The 22,404-nt window shown below is 67.2% G+C and carries 24 protein-coding genes and 1 pseudogene; 7 read left to right on the top strand and 18 right to left on the bottom strand.

Going from position 1 to position 22,404, the window contains the following annotated elements:
- Positions 1-14: 14 nt before the first annotated feature.
- The 4 genes and pseudogenes from ACGFJ2_RS32665 to ACGFJ2_RS32650 all read right to left on the bottom strand — a co-directional run bounded on the left by ACGFJ2_RS32665 (position 15) and on the right by ACGFJ2_RS32650 (position 3,429).
- Positions 15-191, bottom strand: coding sequence for a hypothetical protein (locus ACGFJ2_RS32665; protein ID WP_393475115.1), 177 nt, complete (start codon positions 189-191; stop codon positions 15-17).
- A 95-nt stretch (positions 192-286) separates the two neighbouring features.
- Positions 287-676 (bottom strand): annotated as a pseudogene (locus ACGFJ2_RS32660) (dienelactone hydrolase family protein); the annotation flags it as partial.
- A 25-nt stretch (positions 677-701) separates the two neighbouring features.
- A complete protein-coding gene (locus tag ACGFJ2_RS32655) occupies positions 702-1,973 on the bottom strand; it encodes an MFS transporter (RefSeq protein WP_393474802.1) in 1,272 nt (423 codons plus the stop codon).
- Positions 1,974-2,316: 343 nt separating this feature from the next.
- Positions 2,317-3,429 (bottom strand): hypothetical protein, encoded by a 1,113-nt coding sequence (locus ACGFJ2_RS32650; RefSeq protein ID WP_393474799.1) that lies wholly within the window; start codon positions 3,427-3,429, stop codon positions 2,317-2,319.
- A gap of 447 nt (positions 3,430-3,876) precedes the next feature.
- Here ACGFJ2_RS32650 and ACGFJ2_RS32645 point away from each other — a divergent pair, with 447 nt between their 5' ends.
- Positions 3,877-4,032 (top strand): hypothetical protein, encoded by a 156-nt coding sequence (locus ACGFJ2_RS32645; protein WP_393474796.1) that lies wholly within the window; start codon positions 3,877-3,879, stop codon positions 4,030-4,032.
- Between the two features lie 11 nt (positions 4,033-4,043).
- Here the strand turns inward: ACGFJ2_RS32645 and ACGFJ2_RS32640 are convergent, their stop codons facing one another.
- Positions 4,044-4,328, bottom strand: coding sequence for a hypothetical protein (locus ACGFJ2_RS32640; protein ID WP_393474793.1), 285 nt, complete (start codon positions 4,326-4,328; stop codon positions 4,044-4,046).
- A 34-nt stretch (positions 4,329-4,362) separates the two neighbouring features.
- Entirely contained in the window at positions 4,363-4,872 is a 510-nt protein-coding gene (locus tag ACGFJ2_RS32635) for a hypothetical protein (RefSeq protein WP_393474790.1), read from the bottom strand.
- 242 nt (positions 4,873-5,114) lie between these two features.
- On the opposite strand from ACGFJ2_RS32635, the gene ACGFJ2_RS32630 reads away from it, so the two are divergent.
- Complete coding sequence (locus tag ACGFJ2_RS32630; protein ID WP_357958243.1) at positions 5,115-5,657, top strand: GNAT family N-acetyltransferase; 543 nt, start codon at positions 5,115-5,117, stop codon at positions 5,655-5,657.
- Positions 5,654-6,427 carry a class I SAM-dependent methyltransferase gene (locus tag ACGFJ2_RS32625; RefSeq protein ID WP_393474787.1) on the top strand — a complete coding sequence of 258 codons (774 nt, stop codon included), beginning with the start codon at positions 5,654-5,656 and terminating at the stop codon, positions 6,425-6,427. The genes ACGFJ2_RS32630 and ACGFJ2_RS32625 overlap by 4 nt, the downstream gene beginning before the upstream one ends.
- Here ACGFJ2_RS32625 and ACGFJ2_RS32620 read toward each other — a convergent pair.
- The 4 genes from ACGFJ2_RS32620 to ACGFJ2_RS32605 all read right to left on the bottom strand — a co-directional run bounded on the left by ACGFJ2_RS32620 (position 6,424) and on the right by ACGFJ2_RS32605 (position 9,977).
- Positions 6,424-6,933, bottom strand: a complete 510-nt coding sequence (locus tag ACGFJ2_RS32620; RefSeq protein WP_357958239.1) for a GNAT family protein — start codon at positions 6,931-6,933, stop codon at positions 6,424-6,426. The two genes, ACGFJ2_RS32625 and ACGFJ2_RS32620, sit on opposite strands and share 4 nt — an antisense overlap.
- Positions 6,934-7,001: 68 nt before the next feature.
- Positions 7,002-7,832, bottom strand: coding sequence for a carbohydrate ABC transporter permease (locus ACGFJ2_RS32615; RefSeq protein WP_393474784.1), 831 nt, complete (start codon positions 7,830-7,832; stop codon positions 7,002-7,004).
- Positions 7,822-8,733, bottom strand: coding sequence for a carbohydrate ABC transporter permease (locus tag ACGFJ2_RS32610; protein ID WP_393475096.1), 912 nt, complete (start codon positions 8,731-8,733; stop codon positions 7,822-7,824). Before ACGFJ2_RS32610 ends, ACGFJ2_RS32615 begins: the two co-directional genes overlap by 11 nt.
- On the bottom strand, positions 8,700-9,977 hold the full coding sequence (locus ACGFJ2_RS32605) for an ABC transporter substrate-binding protein (RefSeq protein WP_393474781.1): 1,278 nt from the start codon (positions 9,975-9,977) through the stop codon (positions 8,700-8,702). The genes ACGFJ2_RS32610 and ACGFJ2_RS32605 overlap by 34 nt, the downstream gene beginning before the upstream one ends.
- 164 nt (positions 9,978-10,141) lie before the next feature.
- On the opposite strand from ACGFJ2_RS32605, the gene ACGFJ2_RS32600 reads away from it, so the two are divergent.
- Entirely contained in the window at positions 10,142-11,086 is a 945-nt protein-coding gene (locus tag ACGFJ2_RS32600; protein ID WP_358185643.1) for an ATP-dependent DNA ligase, read from the top strand.
- Here ACGFJ2_RS32600 and ACGFJ2_RS32595 read toward each other — a convergent pair whose 3' ends face one another.
- The 5 genes from ACGFJ2_RS32595 to ACGFJ2_RS32575 form a co-directional block, all read right to left on the bottom strand.
- Positions 11,087-11,461 (bottom strand): hypothetical protein, encoded by a 375-nt coding sequence (locus tag ACGFJ2_RS32595; RefSeq protein ID WP_357958232.1) that lies wholly within the window; start codon positions 11,459-11,461, stop codon positions 11,087-11,089.
- A 156-nt stretch (positions 11,462-11,617) separates the two neighbouring features.
- Positions 11,618-13,567: a beta-galactosidase gene (locus ACGFJ2_RS32590; RefSeq protein WP_393474777.1), complete on the bottom strand. Its 1,950-nt coding sequence runs from the start codon at positions 13,565-13,567 to the stop codon at positions 11,618-11,620.
- Between the two features lie 16 nt (positions 13,568-13,583).
- Positions 13,584-14,426 carry a carbohydrate ABC transporter permease gene (locus ACGFJ2_RS32585; protein ID WP_357958228.1) on the bottom strand — a complete coding sequence of 281 codons (843 nt, stop codon included), beginning with the start codon at positions 14,424-14,426 and terminating at the stop codon, positions 13,584-13,586.
- Positions 14,426-15,307 (bottom strand): sugar ABC transporter permease, encoded by an 882-nt coding sequence (locus ACGFJ2_RS32580; RefSeq protein ID WP_358185654.1) that lies wholly within the window; start codon positions 15,305-15,307, stop codon positions 14,426-14,428. Before ACGFJ2_RS32580 ends, ACGFJ2_RS32585 begins: the two co-directional genes overlap by 1 nt.
- On the bottom strand, positions 15,304-16,596 hold the full coding sequence (locus ACGFJ2_RS32575; protein ID WP_393474773.1) for an ABC transporter substrate-binding protein: 1,293 nt from the start codon (positions 16,594-16,596) through the stop codon (positions 15,304-15,306). Before ACGFJ2_RS32575 ends, ACGFJ2_RS32580 begins: the two co-directional genes overlap by 4 nt.
- A 171-nt stretch (positions 16,597-16,767) precedes the next feature.
- On the opposite strand from ACGFJ2_RS32575, the gene ACGFJ2_RS32570 reads away from it, so the two are divergent.
- A complete protein-coding gene (locus ACGFJ2_RS32570; RefSeq protein WP_357958222.1) occupies positions 16,768-17,757 on the top strand; it encodes a LacI family DNA-binding transcriptional regulator in 990 nt (329 codons plus the stop codon).
- 702 nt (positions 17,758-18,459) lie between these two features.
- Here ACGFJ2_RS32570 and ACGFJ2_RS32565 read toward each other — a convergent pair.
- Positions 18,460-18,924, bottom strand: a complete 465-nt coding sequence (locus ACGFJ2_RS32565; RefSeq protein WP_393474770.1) for an ATP-binding protein — start codon at positions 18,922-18,924, stop codon at positions 18,460-18,462.
- A gap of 218 nt (positions 18,925-19,142) precedes the next feature.
- On the opposite strand from ACGFJ2_RS32565, the gene ACGFJ2_RS32560 reads away from it, so the two are divergent.
- Together ACGFJ2_RS32560 and ACGFJ2_RS32555 are read left to right on the top strand one after the other, a co-directional pair.
- Positions 19,143-19,967, top strand: coding sequence for a helix-turn-helix domain-containing protein (locus tag ACGFJ2_RS32560; protein ID WP_393474767.1), 825 nt, complete (start codon positions 19,143-19,145; stop codon positions 19,965-19,967).
- A complete protein-coding gene (locus ACGFJ2_RS32555; RefSeq protein ID WP_393474764.1) occupies positions 19,964-20,182 on the top strand; it encodes a DUF397 domain-containing protein in 219 nt (72 codons plus the stop codon). The genes ACGFJ2_RS32560 and ACGFJ2_RS32555 overlap by 4 nt, the downstream gene beginning before the upstream one ends.
- A 171-nt stretch (positions 20,183-20,353) precedes the next feature.
- Here ACGFJ2_RS32555 and ACGFJ2_RS32550 read toward each other — a convergent pair whose 3' ends face one another.
- Complete coding sequence (locus ACGFJ2_RS32550) at positions 20,354-21,478, bottom strand: NAD(P)/FAD-dependent oxidoreductase (RefSeq protein ID WP_393474761.1); 1,125 nt, start codon at positions 21,476-21,478, stop codon at positions 20,354-20,356.
- A 118-nt stretch (positions 21,479-21,596) separates the two neighbouring features.
- A complete protein-coding gene (locus tag ACGFJ2_RS32545; protein ID WP_357958218.1) occupies positions 21,597-22,379 on the bottom strand; it encodes an SDR family oxidoreductase in 783 nt (260 codons plus the stop codon).
- Positions 22,380-22,404: the final 25 nt, after the last annotated feature.

Here is a 22,404-nt window from a genome sequence, read left to right as displayed (position 1 = left end):
TTCGATCTGAGCAATCAGATGGGCAGGGTCGCGGCCAGTGGTGCGCCGACCTGGATGTTGAAGGCGCATGCTTCGACAAGCGAGTTCGTGATCTCTCGGGCAATCTTGGCTTGCTCTGCGAATAAGTCCTTGCCGGTGTCGAAGTAGGCCTTGCCGTGCTCGGCCAGGAAACCCTGCCAGTGCGCGGACACCAGCGCGGTGTCGGGTTGATCCGAACCGGCGAGCTTCGCTGCCAGGTGAGCTCGGCCGCTTCTTCGTCATGATCCCGCCGGCTGGTGTCCGTGTAGAAGTGTCCGACTCCCGGATGGGTGAAGACCTCCACGACGGCCCCCGCGTCCATGGCGGCCTTCTCCCATGCGACGACAGCGGCGGGAAGCGCGAACTCATCCGGATCGGCGACGTGCAGCTGCACGGGTAGATCGGCCCGCGCTGACGCGGGAATCCCTGTGATGCCGTGCAGGAGCAGCACACCGGCCGTGTCACGTCGGTCGGGCAGCAGTTCCCCGACCACCCCGGCGCCCATCGAGACGCCGGCGAGGACCGTGCTCGCGGGCATCTTCCGGACCGCGTCGCGGGCTCGCTCCACGATGACCTTCCAGCCGACCCGATTCATCAGGGTGAACCCATGGTCGATCGTCGTAGCGACCTGGCCTTCGTACAGGTCGGCGGTGACCACTTCGTGGCCGGCGGCACGAAAACGCTCAGCCAAGGCCGTCCGCCGGATCAGGGAGCTGCCTCCCCAGACGAGCGAGAGAGGACAGGGCCATGAACACCGGAGACAGGGCCAGAGCGACAGCGGTCAGCAGCAGGCTCGTTCGCAGCCCCAGCGCGCCGGCCAGATAGCCGCCGAGAAGCGACCCGAGCGGGGTCAGGCCCATGCCGACGAAGTTGAGTGTCGCGACGACTCGCCCCTGGATCGGGATCGGGGTGATGGCCTGGCGCACTGTCACGACGGTGACGTCGACCACCTGGCTGAAGACGCCGAACAGGAAGTTGACCGCCATCAGCGCGCCGATCGTGACCGCGGAGGAGCCGCGCAGCGCGGGGACGCACAGCATCACGCCATCGGCGAGCACCGCGGCGGACACCAGTACGACTCCGTACCCGTACCGCCTCGGCAACCTGGCCGACAGCAGGGAACCCACCAGCGCGCCCGGCCCCATCGCCGCCAGTACGAGCCCGACGGCGGCGCCCGACAGGTGCAGCGTACGCGGCAAGAAGAGCAGATAGATGGTCATCACGGCGGCGAAGGAGAACTGGAAGAGGGCCGAGGCGATCCCTACCGCCCGCAATGAGGCGTCGCTGACGACGAGGCGCAGACCCTCGTGGATCTGCCGCCACACGCGCGCCTGCCCTGCGGCCGGCCTGGGCATCGACTCGGGACGGCGGATCCGCCGGATCGACAGGACGGACAGGGTGAAGGACAAGACGCTCGCCAGGATGGCGATCGGCGCGGTGACGAGCGACACCAGGGCGCCGCCGATCGCGGGGCCGGCGATCTGCGCGGCGGATCTGCTGGCTTCGAGCGCGCTGGTGCCCTGGGCGAGCTGGTCGCGTTTCACCAGTCGTACGAGGGAGGTCTGGGAGGCCACGTCGAAGTACACGGAGAGGGCGCCGACGAGGAAGGCGACCAAAACGAGCAGCGGGATGTCGAGCATGCCGAGGAGGTAGAGGACCGGGACGACGGCCAGCACCACGGTACGGCCGACGTCGGCCAGCACCATCACGTCGGTGGAGCGTCGGCGATCCACCCCGGCGCCGGCGAAGAGCGAGAGCAGCAGGATCGGTGCCTGCTGGACGGCGCGGAGGAGGCCGACCTGTTCGGTGCCGGCGCTGAGCGCGACGACGGCGATGAGCGGCAGGATGACCTGGGCGGCCTGAGTTCCCAGCTGGGAAGTGGTCTGGCCGATCCAGAGCCGGCGGAAGTCGCCGTCTAGCCACACGCTGGGCGGAGTCGGGTCGGGTCCCGTCATCGGCGGCCTCGCATGGGCGAGCGCGCGAGCACGGCAAGGGCTGCGAGCACGGCAGGGGATGCGAGCACGGCAGGGGACGCGGGCACGGCAGGGGAAACGTACGGCACAGGGGTCCTTGAGTCGCTGAGAAGGGTGCCCGTCCCGCAGGATCTGGGCAGGAGGGTGCGCTGTGCCGCAATTCACGTGCAGCACGCGGTGACAGGTCGGGAAGTGACCTAGAACGTCAGCGCGTGCTCGGTTGACCGGGCATCTCAGCTCCTTGAAGGATCATTGGCTGCTTGAGACTAGCCGTCGGCTCATGCGGCGGACAAGGCAATTTGATGACCTGGCGCTCGGCCGGGTGTCATTGGAGTTCGTAGATCGCGGAGGTTCCTTTGCCCTGCTTGGCGTGGACCCATAGGCGGGTGGTGCCGGCCGCTGGCGCGATGTCAACGATGCTGACGGGCTGCTTGCTCGGCGGAAGAGTAGACCGTGTCCACTTGCCGTCGCGCAAATTGAGCACATAGGGCGCCGCCTGGGCGGGATTCGCGGCGATCCAGACACCGCCGACAGGGTCGGTACGCACGGCCACCAGCGCTGTGTGGTCGTTCACGGTTAATTTCACCTGGTTCCAGGCGGTGCCGTTCCAGTGGAGGACGACCGGGAGGGCGCCGTCGGCCCAGTTGGGGCCGACGGCCCACACATCGTTGTTCGACCTCGCGGTCATGCTGCTCAGCAGGAGCCCGCCGGCACGTCCGTAGCAGGCGTGCTGGGAGGATGACGAAACGCACGGGAGCGTGAAGTCCTTCCATTGCTTGCCGTCCCAGTGCAGCGTCCGTGGCGGGCCGCTCTGATCCACCACCCACACATCCTCGGGACCGGCCGCGGCGAGCGTGGTCAGTGTTCCCAAGAGGCGTTCCTGGCGCCAGGCCGTGCCGTTCAGATGAACCATCCAGCCACCACCGTCACCGTCACCTTGCGCGAACCAGGTGTGGTTCTGGTCGAGGACGGCGAAGTCGCTGGTCCGCTGCGTCTCCAGCAAGCGACGGGGACGGTGATATGTCCAGCGGCCGCCAGAGAACTGCCAGAGGTGCTCGGTCAAGTCCTCTTCGGTCTGCACGTGGTTGATCACCATCACCATGTCACCCGGCGCCGAGGCCCTGACGTCGATATATGTCGCCTTCCTCAGCTGCTTGGGCAGGTTGCCGACCGGCTGCCATGAGGTTGCGTTCCAGTGCAGGAGCGACGTGGTGCGCCGCCCTTTGTCGGTGACGAAGAGCCAGGCCTGGTTTCCCGTGGTGGGGATGATCTGTTGAGAGATGTCGTCGGCCGCGTACCTCAGGTGCCAGCGGGAGGCCGGCTCGCTGATCTGCTGTACGTCGGTCGGACCGGCGTGCCTCGATGTCAGGGCCGCCGCGTCTCCCCCCAGCAGGCTGGGGATCAAAAGCGACAGAAGCGCCAGCGGTTTCTTGCTCATGATTCCGATCATCAGGCGGCTGGCGCCCCGGCTCGGCTGTCGATCGTCGCGCTACTGGTCAGGCGCCTGGTGGTACGGTGACCGTGATCGGTGCGGTGCCCAAGCCGACAGCACGGGTTCGATTCCCGTACCCGCTCCACGTCTTCCAGTTGGCCGAGTTTCGACGTCAGCCCAAGCGAGGGAGACCGGCATGGCAATACCTTCATGGTACGAGTCGCTTCCCGAAGTCATTGGCGAAGCAGAGTATCGAGCGTTGCCCGAGGACATCGCCAGGAGCATCGAAATAGTGCATGGGCATGTGATCAAGTGCGAGTCGCCTGCCCCGCAGCACAACCGCATCGCGCGTCGTCTGGCCGGCTCGATGGAAGCCGCCCGGCCGATCAGCGGGCCATGTTTGAGCGTTGAGACCAGTATGCCGCCGCGGGCATGCCGCTCTACCTTCTCGTCATGCTCGACGAGAAGTACGAGATCGTCGAAGTGAAGGAGTTCCATCTCGATGCCGTGGCCTCCGAGTACAGACTTCATCGGGTGCATCAGGCGGAGCTCGAGCTCGAACTTCCCATCAGGGTGACCGTCCCGTTCCTCGCACTGACCGCTCCCTGAGGGGAGATCGGTCACAGAGTGCTCGTACGGTCGCGGGCCGCGATGGCCAAGGCGATGAACTCGCGGAAACGCGCGAACTCCTCCTGGCTCATCTTCAGTTTCACCCCGCCGTAAACCTGGTCGTCGCCCTGCCTGCTGCCGAGATGGACCTTGAAGCCGTCGCCGTGCGGCCGGGCGTCGACTCCGACAAACGCCACGTGGTAGCGCATGCTCTCGGACAGGCCCCGGTGAAAGATTTCCAGGGTCCTGCCGTCCTGCACCAGGATGTAATCGCCGAGCTCGAACTCTGCCGCCATAGCTCCCGCTTCGAAACCGTATGCATACCGGATCCTAGAGAAGGCCCACCGTACGCTGTGCCAGCACGCGGGAGGCCATTCTCTCGGCGGGCCTGCCGAGCACCTGTTCCAAGTCGGGGGTCTGCCTCTCCAGCGCGCCGGCTCTCACCTGCGCGTTGAGCCAGCTCATGGGTCCAGGAGCGGTGTCCGGCACTTCGCGATAACTCACGCCCAGTGCCTCGGCCACCTCCGGGTGACTCCACAGAGGGCCGGTGAAATCGTAGGCCTGGCCCAGATGTCCCTCGCCAGTCAGTACGTTGGCCGCTGCCTCGGCCAGATCGGACCGAAAGGCGGTGTTCAGTCCTCGGCCCCCGGTGCTGCCGGTCAGCTCTCCGCCGGAGATCCGCGGGATGAACGCATCGCTGTAGAAGGGGTGACGCAGGATCGTGTACGGCAGCCCGCTGCGCAGTATGGCCTGCTCCGTGGCGTGATGGGCCTCCGTCATTCCGGTGGCGACAGTGTCGGCCTCCAGAAAGCTGGTGTAGGCGATGGCGCCGACGCCCACCTTGACGGCGGCGGCGCACCAGACGCGGCCGAGATAACGATCATGGAACTCCCTCTGGAAGACAGCTCAAAGTGAAGCGCCGATGGGGAGCTGGAGGCCACTCATTTTCCTGCGGTCGGCCGCGGGAGAGGACTCAAACCGGCCGAAGTCGATCAGCTAGCCTGTGGGCTGTGATTCACAACGATGGCGTCGAAAGCAGCGATCAGAGCATCCTGACCGGTTTTGGGGGAGATTCCGGTCGCGTGACCTTGCGTCGGATGACCGTCGATGATCAGGACGAGTTCACCGAGCTGGTCAGGGCCAGCGCCGACCTGTACGGCCCGTACATGTCCCTGCCCGCCACGCCGCAGGATTTCCACACCTTTCTCGGGAAATTCGCCGACCCGCTGCTGGCCGAAGGCCTGGTGGTCTGCTTGCGCGACACCGGTGCCATGGCGGGCAACATCAACATCAACAGCATCATCCGCGGGCGCGCCCAGACCGCCTCCCTCGGCTACGCGGCCTTCGCCCCCACCGCCGGTCAGGGGTACATGTCCGAAGGGCTCCGCCTGGTGATGCGTTACGCGTTCGAGGAGCTGCGCCTGCACCGGCTGGAAGCCCAGATCCAACCCGACAACCACGCGTCCCTGAAGCTGGTCCAACGCCACGGGTTCCGCAGCGAGGGTTGCTCGCCGGAGCTGCTCTTCATCGACGGCGCCTGGCGGGATCACGAACGGTGGGTCATCACCAACGCCATGGCCGGCATGGTGCCCAGCGAGCCGCATCCGACCCAGCCTGTGCGTTGAGGATTCCGTCGGGTCCGAACAGCCCACCGAGCTATGAACGGCTCGTCGAGCAGGCCACGGAGGCATCCCTCGGCGGGTGGGACTTCGGCTGGCTGCGCGGGCGGACGAGCGGTGGACAACTGTCGTGGGTGTACGCCGAGCGAGCCTCGTCGCTCCTTCCAACGGCGCGGCGACTGCTCGACATGGACACCGGCGGAGGTGAGCTGCTCGCTTCGCTGTCTCCGCTTCCTCGGCACACGGTCGCCATGGAGGGCTGGCCGCCCAACGTCCCCATCGCCGGCGAGCGGCTGAGACCGTTGCGGGTGGCCGTATTGGGCGCTGCCGCCGATCGGATTCCCGTCCGCGAGGCCACCTTCGACCTCGTGCTCAACAGGCACGGCGCGCTGAATGCCGCCGAGATCGCGCGCGTTCTCGCCCCAAATGGACGGCTGCTCACCCAGCAAGTAGGCAGCCGTAATGGGCTGGAGCTGAATGACGCCCTGGGCGCACCGCCCCCGATAGATCCGGCGAGCTGGACATTGGAAGTCGCCGTCGACCGGCTCCGCCGCGCCGGGCTGCGGGTGCTGGACGCCCGTGAGGAGATGGTCGAGTACGTCTTTCACGACATCGGCGCTGTCGTCTTCCAGTTGCGCGCGGTCCCATGGCAGGTCCGCGACTTCGACCTCAACCGTTATGACCAGCGGCTACGCGCACTCCATGAGCGCATCTGTTCCCAGGGCGCTTTCGCCGCTCGCGATCATCGCTTTCTCATCGAAGCCGAGCTCCCCTAGCGAAGGTGCTCGTCGATGAGCTTCGAGTACAGGTACATGTCGCGACGTTCACCGCCCACCTCCTGCCAGCTGCGCAAGAGCCCCTCCCGCAGGAACCCCGCTCCCTCGGCGGCCTTCCAGGACGGCGTGTTCCACGGCTCCACGTGCAACTGCAGCCGTGGAATCCGCAGCCGCTCCAAGCCCCACGACGAGATGGCCCGCAGGGCGGTGCCCGCGACGCCTTGGCCGCGGGCCGACTTCGCCACCCAGTAACCCACCGAAGCCCGCCCATGAAGACCCGGCCACAATCCGATCTGACCTACGGCTCGGTTGTCGCCGGCATTCGCTATCGCGAAGGAGTAGCCGATCCCGTCGGCGGCCTTACTCCACTGGCGGTGGATGAAGGCGATGCCCTCGGCGGCCGAGTAATTCGGTGGCACGCCGGTGACCAGGGGGATGTAGGCGTCCTCGGAAGCCTCCTGCACCGCCGCGACGTCGTCCAGCCGCCATGGGCGAAGCAAGAGCATGTCGCCTGCCGGAAGTTCGGGAACTACCACCATTCCCGCATCATGCCACCCGAGCTGAACAAAACCCGTCAGCCCTTGAGGCCGGTCGTGGAGATGCCCTCGGTGATGCGCCGTTGGAAGATGAGGAAGAAGCCCAGGATCGGCACGAGCGACAGCACGGCCATGGCCAGCATGGGCCCCCAGGTGGAGCCGCTGCTGGAGTCGAGGAAGGTCCGCAGCGCCAGCGGCACCGTGTACGTCGACACGTCGCTCAGGTAGACGAGCTGGCTGAAGAAGTCGTCCCAGGTCCAGATGAAGGTGAAGATCGCGGTGGTGATCAGCGCGGGACTCGACAGGGGCAGGATGATCCGCCAGTACACCTGGATCGGCCCGCAGCCGTCGATCCTGGCCGCGTCGTCGAGCTCCCTGGGCAGCGACCGGATGAACTGCACCATCAGGAAGACGAAGAACCCGTCCACGGCCAGGAACTTCGGCACGATCAGCGGCAGGAACGTGTCGACCCACCCCAGCGCCTTGAACAGGGTGTACTGCGGAACGATCAGCACGTGGATCGGCAGCATGATCGACCCGAGCATGACGCCGAACCAGACGCCCTTGAACCGGAACGACAGCCTGGCGAACGCGTAGGCCGCCATCGAGCACGACATGACGTTACCGATGACGGCCGCCGTCGCCACGATGAACGAATTGGCGAAGAAGCCGGTGAAGGGCACGCCGAGCGCGTTCCAGCCATCGGTGTAGTTGTCCGTGACGACGGTTTGGGGCACCAGGCCGGGATCGGCGAAGATCTCGTCGTTGGGCTTGAACGACGAGCTGATCATCCAGAACAACGGGTAGAGCATGGCCAGCGCGCCCACGACGATCAGCACGTGAACGGCCCAGCGTGACCTAGTCGGCATAGTGCACCCAGTACCTCGACGAACGGAAGGCCACCGCGGTGAAGACCGCGGTCACGAGGAGCAGGAGCCAGGCCAGGGCCGAGGCGTAGCCCATACGGAAGTTCCCGAACCCCTCCTGGTAGATGTAGAGCGTGTAGAAGAGCGTGGAGTCCGCGGGGCCGCCCGTCCCGCCGCTGAGGATGAACGCCGGGGTGAACGCCTTGAACGCGTTGACCGTCTGCAGCACCAGGTTGAAGAAGATGATCGGGCTGAGCATGGGCAGCGTGATCCGGAAGAAGGCGCGCACCTTGCCGGCCCCGTCGGCCGCCGCGGCGTCGTACAGCTCGGCCGGGATCTGCTTGAGGCCGGCCAGGAAGATCAGCATGGGCGAGCCGAACTGCCAGATGTGCAGCGCCACCAGGGTGTAGATGGCGTACTCAGGCGTGGAGATCCAGCTCGGCCCGACGATCCCGAAGGCCGACAGCACGTCGTTGACCAGCCCGTCCGGCCCGAAGATCTGCCGCCACAGGATGGCGACCGCCACGCTGCCGCCCAGCAGCGACGGCAGGTAGTAGGCCGCGCGATACACGCCCACGCCGCGCATGGGCCGGTTCAGCAGCACCGCCACGAGCAGGGCGAACCCGCCAGAAAGCGGCACCGAGGCGACCACGTAGATCATTGTGATCCGCACCGCGTTGCCGAAGTGCGGATCGTCCATGATCCGCGCGTAGTTGTCCAGGCCCACCCACGACGGCGTCGTGAGCAGGTCGAAGTCGGTGAACGAGAGGAACAGCGAGGCCAGGATCGGCCCGCCGGTCAGCAGGAGCAGCCCCGCGAACCACGGCAACAGGAAGAGGTACGCCGACCGCCCTTCTCTCCTCTTGACCGTTATTTCAGTACGCGGCGCGCTTCGTCGAAGAATCGGGACACCCCCTCGGCAATGGACAGCTTCCCGAAGCCCACCTGCTGGTTGACGTTCATGAGCACCTTGTTGTGCAGTTCGCCCGCGCCGAGCGGCTGCGGAGGCGGCAAGGGGCCGACCTTGTCGGCGAGCGACTCGATGTAGGCGTAGACGAGCTTCTCCGACGGCGACGCCTTCGGCTCCAGCGCGGCCCGGATCGCCGAAGAGGGCGGTACGCCGCGTTCCGAGCCGAGCGGCGTGGCCACGTCCACGTCACTGACCAGCGCGTTGACCAGCGCGACGGCGTCCTGCGGCCGTTTGGTGGCCGCGCTGACCGTCAGCAGCATCGACGGCTTGTAGTACTGGCCGGGTTTGTCCCCGGTGGGGAAGGCGTGGACCGCTATGTCGTCCTTGGTGACGCTCATGTAGGCGGTGAGCTGGTTGGACCAGGCCCAGTCCATCACCGCCTTACGGGTGGCGACCAGGCTGTTCTGCACATCGCCCGCGGCCGTGGCCTGCACGTCGGGTGGGGCCGCCGCGCCCGCCTTGCGCAGCCCGTCCCAGAACGTGAACCACTCGGTGAGGTCCTTCTCGTCGTAGGCGAGCTTGCCGTCGGCGGTGAAGAACATCTTGCCCCGCTCCAGCAGCCAGTTCTCGAACGCGCCGCCGTCCTGGGCGCCGTCCTCACTGGCGTAGACGCCCTTGGGCGCCTTCTCGGCGATCTTCTTGGCCAGTTCGCCGAACTCCGGCCAGGTGAAGGTCTCGGGCACCTCGACGCCGATCTCCTTGGCCAGCGTGCGGTTCCAGATGAGGGCCATGGAGTTGATGCCGAAGTTGACGCCGTACTGCTTGCCGTCGATCTTCCCTGCGTCGACGACGTCCTTCGCGAAGCCGGACAGGTCCAGGCCCTTACCGAGGTACGGGCCCAGGTCGAGCAGGCTGCCACGCCGGGCGTACTCCCCGATGTAGGAGTAGTCCATCTGGATCACGTCGGGGGCGTTGCCGCCGGCGGTCTGCGTGGCCAGCTTCTCCCAGTAGCCGTCCCAGCCGGAGAACTGCGTCCTGACCTGGACACCGGGCCGCTTCTTACGGAACGCCGCGAGGGCCTGCTGGGTGGCGTTGTGCCTGGCGGTGCTGCCCCACCAGGCGAACTGCATGCTGGCCGCCCCGCCCGATCCGCCGCCGCCACCCGCGCAGCCTGCCAGGGCTAACGCCCCGGCGGCCACACCGACCTGCAGGAATCCACGTCTGCTCAGATCGCTCATGGCCACGTCCGTTCGTTACGCCCAGGCAATATTTAACTTAGGACGGTAATGAAAGGGCTACGGGACGTCAATCATTTGCAGTGGGTTGTTTCCCCCGCAAACCAGCCCCACCCGTGTTGGGCGGAAAGTTGACCTCACGTCCGTATCTCGGCATCGTGAACCGGGTGACCAGCGATGAGACGCGGGACGGAGTGTCGCTGACCAATCTCGACCAGCCGCTGTTCGACGGATCGAACGCGACGAAACGGGATCTGGTCGACTACCTGGACGCGGTACGCGACCGCATCATCCCGGTCCTGCGGGACCGCGCGCTGTCGGTGATCCGCGTACGGCCCGGCCAGGCGCCGTTCATGCAGAAGAACGTGCCCAAGTACGCCCCCGACTGGATCCGTACGATCTCCGTCTGGGCCGAGGCGTCGCACCGGCAGGTGTCCTACGCCCTGTGCGACGACCGCAGGACCCTGCTCTGGTTCGCCAACCAGCGGGCGGTCGAATACCACCCGGCGCTGTTCCGTGGCGAGCATCCCACCCACCTCGTGCTCGACCTCGACCCGCCGGAAGGGGACGCGTTCCCGCAGGTCGTCCAGGCCGCCAGGTTGGTACGCCAGGCCCTCGACGACACGGGGCTGGCCGGGGCGGTGAAGACGAGCGGGGCGAAGGGGCTGCACGTGTTCGTGCCCGTGGTGGCGGGGACCGCGATGGACGACCTGGCCGCGGCCACCCGAGCCCTGGCCGCGCGCGCCGAACGCGTCGACCCGGCGCTCGCCACCACGGCGTTCATCCGTGAGGACCGCGAGGGCAAGGTGTTCCTCGACTCGACCCGGGCGGGTGGGGCGACGGTGGCGGCCGCCTACAGCCCGCGCATTCGTCCGGGTACGCCGGTCTCCTTCCCGGTGGCGTGGGAAGACCTCGACCGGGTCGTGCCGGCCGACTTCACCGTCCACACCGCCGCGCGGCTGCTCGCCGACGGCGATCCCTGGGCGGAGCTCATGCCGGAGCCGCAGCGGCTGCCCGCGGACCTGGTCGAGGAGGGGCACACGATCCCGATCGCCCGCGTCCAGGCGATGCACGAGGGCAAGCGCCGGGCGAAGGCCAGGAGAGAGGGATGATCACAGGGTGTACGCGAACGCCGCTTCCGCGATCACCAGCAGCGGCACGAGCGGCACGGCGTACAGGGCCGCCTGACGAGCGCCCGTGTGCCGCTCGGGGAGGGCCGTGAGCAGGGCGAGCAGCACCGCGCAGCCGATCGGCGCGAGCAGCCAGGTCGAGAGGGTGATCGTGCCCCACGTGCTGGCCGCGTCGCATTCCGCGGTCTGGTCATAGGTCAGCGCGCCGAGTTCGCACGCCTTGTCCCCGAGGAGCGACACGGCCATCCAGGCGACGAAGCCCGCCAGCCAGATGACGACGGCGAGGACGGAGACCAACGCGACGGTCGTGCCGCTCGGCGAAGTCGTCCGGCTGAAGGACGGGGAGGGGGCGATCACGCCAGGACTCTAATGCTGATCAACCTCGGCGTGGCCGACTTTGATCAACCTGGCGCCCGGCGGCCGGTCCTCAGCGCCCGATCGCCACCGAAGGACCCGCCGCGCGACGTGGCGCGGCGCCGAGGGGGCCTCTAACCTTCAGCGCCTTCAGCGCCCTCAGCGCACGACCGCCACCCCGCCCGCGGGGACCGCGCCCGTGAACGGGCCGCCGGTCAGCAGGTCCGTGCCGGTCAGGCCGGGCACTGTGACGGGCATGTCTCCGTGGTTGATGAGGAAGACGCAGGCGCCGCGCCGTACCAGCTCCAGGGTGTCGGGCAGGTCGCGCGGCCGGGAGACGCCCGCGCGGTCGAGCACCTCGCCCAGCAGAGCGCGCAGGTCGTCGCCGCCGAGCGCGGCGGCCAGGTAGCTCGCCGTGCCGCCGCCGAACGCGTTGGCGGTCATGGCGGGATGCCCGGCGTCGGGGCCGTCGGTGAAGTGCCGCGTGGCCACCGCGCGTTTGAGGCGGACCCGCTCGGACCAGATCCGGCCGGTGGCCCCGCCGGTGAGCGTCACGGTCTCCAGCTCGCGCAGCGGGTGGAACTCCTCGACCGACAGCCCCAGCACCTCGCGCAGCGCGCCGGGGTAGGCGCCCGCGTGGACGGTGTCGTTCTCGTCGACGATGCCGGAGAAGTACGACACGAGCAGGTGGCCGCCGGCCTCGACATAGCGCTGCAGGTTCTTGGCCGAGCTTTCGGCGAGCAGGTACGAGCTCGGCACAACAACCAGCCTGTATCCCGAAATATCGGCGGAAGGGTGGACGAAGTCCACCGTGACGTGCTCCCGCCAGAGCGCCTCGTAGAAGGCGTCCACCCGTTCGCGGAAGCGCAGGTCGCCCGAGGGCCGCCACTCCAGCTCCAGCGCCCAGTACGACTCCCAGTCCCAGACCATCGCCACCTCGCTCGTGACCCGCTCGCCCTTGACCGGGGCCAGCCGGCGCACGTCGGCGCCGAGCGAGACGACGTCGCGCCAGATCTGCGAGTCGGTCCCCGCGTGCGGGATCATCGCCGAGTGCCACTTCTCGGCGCCGTACCGCGAGGCACGCCATTGGAAGAACAGCACCGAGTCCGAGCCCCTGGCCACGTGGGCGAGGCTGTTGCGGCGCATCTCGCCGGGCCGCTTGGCGATGCCGCGCGGCTGCCAGCTGATCGCGCTCGTCGAGTGCTCCATGAGCAGCCACGGCCCGCCGCCGGCCAGGGAGCGGCTCAGGTCGGCCGACATGGCGAGGTGGATGTGGTTGTCGGGCTGCTCGCCGTTCAGGTAGTGGTCGTTGGCGATGACGTCCAGCTCGGGGGCCCAGCGCCACAGGTCCATCGACTTGCAGTTGACCGTGCCCGCGAAGTTCGTGGTGACCGGTTTGCCGCTGCGGCGCAGGATGTCGCGCTGCAGCCGGTAGTGGGACAGGTGCTCCTCGTTGGCGAATCGGGCGTAGTCGAGGCGCTGCGCCGGGTTGACCACGGTATGACTCCACCGGGGCGCGTCGATCTCGTCCCATTCGCCGTAGTGCTGACCCCAGAAGGCGGTGCCCCAGGCGGCGTTGAGCGCGTCCAGGCTCTCGTACCGGTGCCGGAGCCATTCACGCCAGGCGGCGACGCTCGACTCGCAGTAGCACTCGCCGAGCGGCGCCCCGTACTCGTTGTGCACATGCCACATCGCCACGGCCGGATGCTCGCCGTAGCGAGCCTCCAGCCGCTCGGTCAGCCGGGCGCTGGCCGAGCGGAACGCCGGGTGGCTGGAGCAGGCGGTCTGGCGGGCGCCCGCGCCCACGCGGACGCCCTCGCGGGTCATGGGGGAGGCGTCGGGGTACTTTCTGGAAAACCAGGCGGGCGGCACCGTGGTCGGGGTGCCCAGGTTCACCGAGATGTCCGCGCTGTGCAGGCGGTCGATGATGGTGTCGAGCCAGCCGAACTCGTACACGCCCTCGGCCGGCTCCATCAGCACCCACGCGAAGATGCCCAGGCTGACCAGGTTCACCCCGGCCTGCCGCATCAGCCGTACGTCCTCCTCCTGCACCTCCAGCGGCCACTGCTCCGGGTTGTAGTCCCCGCCGAACGCGATGCCCTCGATCATGTAAGTCCCCCATTTTTCATGCCTTGACGGCGCCGCTGCTGAGGTCGGTGCGCCAGAACCGCTGCATCGTGAGAAAGAGCGCGATCAGCGGAATGAGTGCCAGAAACGTCCCGATGAGGATGAGGTTGTAGAGACTCGGATGGTTGGCCCCGGCGGCCAGCATCGTGTAGAGCCCGACCGTCAGCGGGAACTTGCCGTCGTCGCCGAGCATGATGAACGGCAGCAAGAAGTTATTCCAGATCGCCACGAACTGAAACAGGAAGATGGTCACCATCCCCGGCCCCATCAGCGGCAACGCCACCCGGGTCAGCAGCGTCCAGTGCGAGGCCCCGTCGATGCGCCCGGCCTCGAGCAGCGAGTCGGGGATGGCCGCGCCGGCGTACACGCGGGCCAGATAGATGCTGTACGGATGCAGGATCTGCGGCAGCAGGACCGACCAGTACGTGTCCGCCAGCCCGACCTTGGCGAACAGCAGATATTGCGGGATCGCCAGCACCACCGCGGGCACCAGGATGCCGCCGATCAGGATGTTGAAGATCAGGTTTCGGCCGGCGAAGCGGTACTTGGCCAGCGTGTAGCCCGACACCGCGGACACGGCGGTCGACAGCAGAGCCCCGCCCCCCGCGTACAGCAGGGTGTTGAGCATCCACAGCCAGTACACCCCCTCCCGATAGGCGGCGAGATCGGCCAGGTTCTGGAAGAACCCGGTGCCGGGGGAGAACGTCGAGGTCGAGAACAGCTCGCCGGACGTCTTCGTGGCGGCGATCACCACCCAGCTCACCGGGAACAGGCAGTACACCGCGCCGACCAGCAGAACCCCGGTCGGGACCAGCCCGTACGTTGAAGCGGAGCGGGCCATCACGTCTCCCCGAACGCGCGGTTCTTCACCACGCGCAGGAACCCGAACGACAGCACCAGCGAGATCCCGGCGATCACCACGGCCGTGGCCGCCGCCGAATACAGGTCACCGGTCACGAAGGCGTCCCGGTAGATCTTCATCAAAGGGCTCCAGGTCGAGCTGATCGTGTTCGTGAGCGGCCGGAGCGTGGTGGGCTCGGTGAACACCTGGATCGTGGCGATGACCGAGAAGACGGTGACCAGGATGATCGCCGGGGCCAGGATCGGGATCTTGACCCGCAGCGCGATCTGCAGCTCCGACGCGCCGTCGATGCGCGCCGCCTGGTACAGGTCCTGCGGCACGGCTCGCAGGTTCGTGTAGAGCACCAGCATGTTGAAGCCGGTGCCGCCCCAGACCGCCACGTTGGCCATCGAGTACACGATCGTGCTCTGACTCAGCGGCGCGACCCCGAACAGCTCGCTGATCGGGCTGACGCTCGGCAGGTAGAGGAAGCCCCACATCAGGCTGGCGGCCACGCCCGGCACCGCGAACGGCAGGAAGATCGCGATCCGGGAGAAGCGCGCCAGCCGTACCCTGGCCGCGTCCAGCATCAGCGCGAACACCAGCGCCAGCCCCAGCATCACGACCAGGACCAGCACGCCGTAGCCGAGCACCCGCAGCCAGCCGGTCCACAACTCGCCGTCGCCGATGGCGGCGGCGTAGTTGTCGAGCCCCACGAAGATCTCCCGCTTCGACCCCTTACCGAGCCCGAGCCCCGACACCTTGGTCCGGCGCAGGCTGAGGTAGACGGTGTAGCCGATCGGCAGGGCCAGGAACAGGGCGAACAGGGTGACGGCCGGGGTCAGGAACAGGTACGGCGCCCAGCTTTTCCTTGGGGTCATTGGGCGAGCTTGAAGCCGGACTTGGTCATGTCCGCGACCGTGGCGTCCTGGACGCTCTGGAGGGCGCCGCTGAAGGAGGTCTTGTTCAGCGCGGCCTTGTCGAAGGCGTCTTTGAAGGCGTTGTAGGCCACGTTGACGTTCGGGCCGAAGGTGAAGCCGCGCGCTCCCGCGCCGAACCCGGCCGCCTGCTTCCAGAAGTCGGGGATGTTCGAGAAGTACGCGGGCGGCTCGGAGAGCAGGTCGGCGCCCTTGGTCGCGGCGGGATAGACGGAGCCCTCCTTCACCAGCAGGGCGAGCGCTTCAGGGTCGCTGTTGAGCCAGGTGGCGAACTTCGCCGCGGCCTCCTTGTTCTTGGAACCCGCCGACACGGAGACGGCCGAGCCGCCCCAGAAGCCGCTGAAGTTCTCGCCGGCGTTCCACTGCGGCAGCTGCGCGATCGCCCATTTGCCCTTGGCCTTGGGCGCGTTGGTCGCCAGGAGACCGGGTGCCCAGATGGCCGACGGCCAGGTCAGGAGCTTGCCGTCGTTCAGGGCCTTGTTCCACTCGGGGGTGAAGTAGGGCATGTTGTCGATGACGCCCTCTTTGACCAGACCGCCCCAGTAGTCGGCGAGCTTCTTGCTGGGCTCATCGTTGATGGCGACCTTCCACGCCTCGCCGCTGATCGACCACCACTGCCCGCCCGCCTGCTGGGCCAGGCCCGCGAAGGAGCCCGGGTCCTTGCTGGAGAACGTGCCGAGGTACACCTTCGGGTCCTTCGCGTGCACGGTCCTGGCCGCGTCGGCGTACTCCTGCCAGGTCTTCGGTACGGCTATGCCGTACTTCTTGAACAGGTCTTCACGGTAGTAGAGCAGCATCGGGCCGCTGTCCTGCGGGATGCCGTAGACCGCGTCGGTGCCGAGCGTGACCAGCCCCCAGATGCCCTCGCTGAACTGCGCCTTCACCGGATCCGCCGCCGTCTTGATGTCCGCCACCGCCTCGGCCGCCACGAACGACGGCAGCGCCTGGTACTCCGCCTGGACGAGATCCGGCGGGTTCCCGGCCTTGGCGGCGGTGAGGAACTTGGTGGCCGAGTCGTCCCCGCCCGCCTGGGTGCTGGAGGTGACCTGGATGTCGGGATGCGCCGTGTTCCAGACCGCGACGACCTTGTCCATGCCGGGCACCCAGTTCCAGTAGGTCAGGGCGACCTTCTGCGTGGTGGAGCTCGACGGGGCGGCACTCTGCTGAGCGCCACCGCTGGAGCAGCCGGCCACGAGGGTGACGGCCGCGGCGACAGCGGCAAGCCTGTTCATGTGCATGGGTACCTCGACCTGGGGGAGTCAGCATCCTGGGGGTCTGTGAACGTTCACAGCGTGTGTCCGGCCATCTGCGCTGTCAACCCCTCGTTACGGTGTCGTTAAACGGCCCAAAAGGTGTGTGCACGTTCACAGTGCTTCAGCGGTGGACCGTGAGATGCTGAACGCGTGAAAAGGCCGACCATCCATGACGTGGCCGCGGCGGCCGGGATCTCACGCGGCACCGTCTCGCGGGTCCTGAACGGCGACCGTTATGTGAGCCCAGCGGCCCGGATCGCCATCGAACGCGCCATCGCCGAGACCGGCTACGTCGTCAACCGCAACGCCCGCAACCTGGTCAGACAGCGCGCCGGATCGGTCGTCATGGTCCTGTCCGAACCCCCCTTCGAGGACCCCAACTACACCACCACCATCCGCACCGCGATCCGCCGCCTCGGCGAACGCGACCTGTCGCTGGTCATGATGATCGCCGGCGACGACAGGGAGCGCGAACAGGTCCTCCGCTACGTACGGGGCGGCCACGCCGACGGCGTCTTCCTCCTGTCCACCCATGCCGGCGACCCTCTGGTCGACACGCTCCACGGCGCCGGCATCCCGGTGGTCTCCTGCGGCGCCGTCATCGGCAGGGAGACGGTGATCCCGTACGCGGCCTGCGACGAACGGGGCGGCGCCCGCCAGATGGCCGAATACCTGGTCTCACGGGGCCGCAAGAAGATCGCGATGATCACCGGCCCGATGGACACGCCGGGCGGCATCCAGCGCCTCGAAGGCTTCGCCGACGTCCTCGGCCGCAAGGCGTCCAAGAAGCTGATCGAACACGGCGACTGGACCCACGCCAGCGGCGAGACCGCCATGGCCCGCCTCCTGGAACGCGTACCAGACCTGGACGCGGTCTTCGCCGCCTCGGACGTGATGGCCTCGGGGGCCCTGCACACGCTGCGGGCGGCGGGCCGGCGCGTGCCGGAGGACGTGGCGGTGGGCGGCTTCGACGACTCATCGGTGGCGATCTCCACCCATCCACCGCTGACCACGATCCGGCAACCGCTGAGGGACGTGGCTCAGGAGACGGTACGCTTACTGCTGGCCCTGATCGACGGCGCCGAGCAGGTCGACTCGATAGCCCTCCCCACCAGCCTGATCGTCCGAGACTCAGCCTGAAGGCCCTCCGCTACGCTCCGGACGTCCTCCCAGGCGGGCTGACGCCCGCCCCCTGAAGGGCCTCGCTGCGCTCGGACTGCCTTTCCTAGCACGCTTCGCCGGGTCAGCTGGTTGGAGCGGGACAAGGTGGACGTCCACTTCAGGGCGTTCGGCATAATTGCTGCCACCGGCTGCCGTCAGTCATCGGACAGCAGGGTCCTTGCCCAGCTGGTTCGGGCGGTCGCTGCGCTCGTCGAGCTGTGCCGCAGGCACTCACACGCCCCGCGTGCCGTACTAGCGCCACTCGCTGAGTCGGATGACGTCCCGCAGAGTGGTGTAGTTTCTCGGCCGTTCGGCCCTGTTGGTGGAAGTGAAGGCCCCCGGTTGGAAGGTGCGTCCAACCGGGGGCGACCTCATCCGCGAACGCCAGGGACGGATGTCCGCAGATGAGGGGATGCCCTGGCTGGGAGATAGGGGGCAGTTCTCAACCAACCAAGGCGAGAGCTTGTTGCGGCCTTCGTCGCTACCGGATTCAACGACGAAGGCCGCCCCCGAGGCCCACTTCAAGAGACACTTGGCGGCCTGTCTCCTTTGCCGCTGCTCAGCGGTGGGGCCGGGGGAGCGTGATCGGCCGCGGCGATGGCACTCGGCTGGTCACGAGCATCAAGGTTGGCGCTCTAACTTGGCGTCCAGTTGTTCGAGATCACCGGCAACAAGCGCTAGTCATCTGGGCTCCTGGTCGGGCAGGGGGCGGGGGATCTCTAGGTCGCACCACACAACGCGGCGGCCGAGCGGAGTGACGTACGTGCCGCACCGCACGGAGAGCCTGCTTACGATGTCGAGGCCGCGGCCCGACTCGGCCTCGACATGCGGAGACTGGCCAGGGATGAATCGTGGCTCTGGCGCCGGGACGCCGGGGTCAATCACCTCCAGACGGATGAAGCCGTTCCCGAAGCCCATCCGTAGTTTGAGCCAGTCGCGCCGCCGGCCTTGCGGCACGTGTACACAGGCGTTCGTCACCAGCTCGGAGACGACTTGGAGTGCGTCGTCCCGTACCGGGTCACTGGCGGCAAGCCATATCTTGATCGCTTGCCGCGCCTGCCAGGGCGTTTTGGCAGTTCGACGCAGCGTTATGAATCTCGATATGACGATGTCCTCTATCTGTGCTGGCACAGAATCACCGACCATTTCTGTGTCTGGTATGCGGCCCGCGTCGCAACTAAGTCAGAGTTGTCCTGTTATGAGAGACTGAACCGCCGTCGTTTGTTTCCCGAGGGGCATTTCCAAGAATGCTCCTGGCCAGCTATTTTTGAGGTAGGGCGGCTGCGACACCTTTCAACAATTCTGTTGCGGCTGTTGTTGTTGCTGTCCACAACTCCTGTTGCTCCCCCGGACGGAGAGTCGAAATGTCGGCATGGTCAGACGAACCCCAAAACCTCCTGCCGGAGGCCATCTTTGGTCATGAGCTGCGCAGGCTGCGCCAGGCTCAGGGCTGGTCGCTAGAAGCGTTCGGCTCGCGGGTGAGGTATTCGGGGACGATGGTCGGCTACTACGAGCTTGCGAAACGTCCAGTGCCGGAGGAGTTCGTTACGCGCGTTGAGGAGGTTCTAGGGCTCAAAGGGGAGCTAGTCGACCTCTGGAAAAAGATCAATCCCAAGACCGCGCCGAAGTGGTTCAGGCAGTGGCCGAAGATCGAGGCAGCGGCGCGGATCATACGGAGCTGGGAACCCCTCCTGGTGCCGGGGCTCCTGCAGACGGCCGACTACGCTCGCGCTGTCCTGCGGGGAGTGCCTGGCGCGACCGAAGAGGAGGTCGAGCAGGCGGTTGAGGCGCGGCTCCAGCGGCAAACCATCTTCGACCGGCCTACGTCTCCCATGTTCGCTGGCGTTATGGATGAGGGTGTCCTGCATCGTCCGATCGGCGGACGCGAGGGCATGCGGCAACAGCTTGAGCGGTTGCTGTCGCTCATGGATCACCCGAAGATCACGATTCAGATCGTCCCGCTTGAAGCAGGACCGACAACCGGGCTTCTGGGAGGCTTCGCCGTTGCGCAGCTTCCCGACGCGCGGGACTGGGCTTACCTGGAATCCGCATCGAGTGGCCAAGTAACCGATCGCGTGGACGAGGTGCAGGGGATTAGCGTGAGGTACGACAAGATCCGTGCATGGGCGCATCCCCTGCATGTCTCAAAGGACGTGATCCGCGACATGATGGCGAGGTATGAGCAATGAGCGAGGAGCTGTCCAAGGAACTGGCCGGCGCCGACTGGCGCAAAGCCAAGGCTTCGGGCGCGAACAACGGCAACTGCCTGGAGGTTGCTCCTTTGTCCGGCGGGCGTGTCGGCATCCGAGACACTGAGGCTCCCGACCAGGCCCCGTACGTCGTTCGCGACTCAGTCTGGGCCGCCTTTATCGACGGTGCCAAAAAGGGGGAATTCGACTTCTAGCGTCACGCAAAGCCCCTGGTATTACATCAGGGGCTTTGTTATTGCTACATTCCGGTTTGTCTTGTTCGTTGCGCCACTAACAATCGCCGAATCTGGCCTCCGGTGCAGTCGCGGCCTGGCAGCGAGGCGCATCACCCCGCTTGTCCGGACTATCAAGACTTGCCCGGCCTGTCACGCGGAGAACCGCTCCGGACGGAAGTCCGCGAGCAGCTCATCTCTCTCCCCACCGACGATCTCCGAAGCGAGCAGCCGGCCGATGACCGGCCCGAGCGTGATGCCACTGTGGGAAACGGCCTCGTAGTAGCCGGGCACAGACGGCACCGCGCCCACCGAAGGGAATCCGTCGGCTGGGATGGGCCGGTTGGATACCCGTGTCTGTACGACGCGGGAGTCGCCGAACTCGGGAACGACCTGCCGCGCCAATTCGTGGAGCAGCCGCGCGAGTTCCGCCGGATCTTCGACTGTGTCGATGAGTGCGTCGATCTCGCGGCTGTGGAGGACCACCGAAGCGTCTCCGTCAGGACGGATCTCGATGTGCGGCGCGTGCATGGCCCGGTGGACCGGGACCTGAGCACAGCCGATCCGGGTCACGACGCCGGGTTCCCGGCGCATCGGCAAGTGCCGTGCGATGAGCCCGGCGACGTGCGAGGCGCTGGGGCCCGCCGCGTTCACGACGATGTCGACGTCGAGACGGCTCCCATCGGAGAGAGTAACTGTCCGGATGCTCCCGTCGGCACCGGTGCCGATGTCACTGACCGTGGTGCCGAACCGGTGCTCGGCGCCGGCCGCGACGGCCTGGCCGATCAGGCGGCCGACGAGATGACGTCCATGCACCCAGGCTTCGTCGGGGTAGAACACGACGGGAGCCTCATCGGCCATCGTGAGAGCGGGTTCGAGGCGGCGGCGCACCTCGGCCCCCGTGCACACCTCGACCCGGTAGTCCCAGTCGGCCAGCAGCCCGGCTGTTTCCAGGAGCTTCGCCTCCGCCGCGGGATCGTCTGTCCAGCGCAGGTGGCCGCTGGGATACCACCATGAGTCCGGCCCGATGGTTCCGGCAAGCTCACGGTAGGCGGCCATGCCCGCGACGTTCAGGTCGAAGTAGGACCTGCGCGCGGTCTTGTTGCTGGCGTTGACCCACGAGAAGGACCAGTTGGTGACGCCTTCCCCCGGCTGGCCCGCGTCGATGAAGATCACCTTGGCGCCGTGCCGGGACAGGTTCCAGCCCACGCAGGCTCCGAGGATGCCCACTCCGATGACCGCAACACGTTCAGGCCGCTTCACGGATCCGATCCCCACGATCGCCCCTTTCCTAGATCACGGGCGAACGCTCATTTCTAGCACGCAAGCCCTATGAACGGGACCGGCAAAGGCTCCGAAATCGGGTATCGAAGCGGCGGGCACGGGGTTATACCTTTCAGGCGCCGGCGCCGCCATCCACCGGCACGATCGCGCCGGTCACCATCGATGCCCGGTCGCTGAGCAGCCACGCCGCCACCTCGGCGACTTCGTGGGGCTCGGCCATCCGTCCGAGCGGGACCGATGCCTTCACCTTCTCGACGATGCCGGGGGTCGCCGCCTCCCAATCGTCGATCATCTTCGTGGCGGTGCCGCCGGGGGTGATGCCGTTCACCCGGATGCCATCACGGCCCCAGCTCACCGCGGCGGTCTCGGTGATGCTGTTGAGCGCGCGCTTCATGGCGCCGTACGCGGGGAGTGCGGGGTTCGCGCGGCGGCTGCCGATGCTCGAGGTGTTGACGATCGCCCCGCCACCGTCGCGTCGCATGAGTGCGGCCTCAGCCGTCATGGCGGTCCAGTGCGCCCGGAAGTTCACCGCGAACTGCTGCTCTATGTCCTCATCGCTCGTGGTGTCGAGCGGACCGGGCCGCTGGATCACCGCGCCGTTGTTGAACGCGCCGTCGAGCCGTCCGTGCAGCTCCTCGACGCGGTCGACCGCCGCGCGGATGCTCGTACGGTCGGCGAGGTCCAGGGTGACGGCGTCGGCGACGCCGCCGTCGGCGCGGATCTCGGCGACGATTTGCCGCAGGGCGTCGGTGCCGCGGGCGGCGAGTACGACGGCGGCCCCCTCGGCGGCGAAGAGCCGGGCCGCGGCCGCCCCGATGCCGCGGCTGGCGCCGGTGATGAACACGACCTTGCCGGTGAGCAGGCCGATGGGTGCGATGTCAGTGGTGTTCGTCATGACGACAGTGTCAGGCCGGCCACCA

The organism is Nonomuraea sp. NPDC049028 (assembly GCF_043197735.1).
In the GTDB taxonomy this organism is placed as follows: Bacteria; Actinomycetota; Actinomycetes; order Streptosporangiales; family Streptosporangiaceae; genus Nonomuraea.
This window is presented reverse-complemented; position numbering and strand designations above follow the sequence as displayed.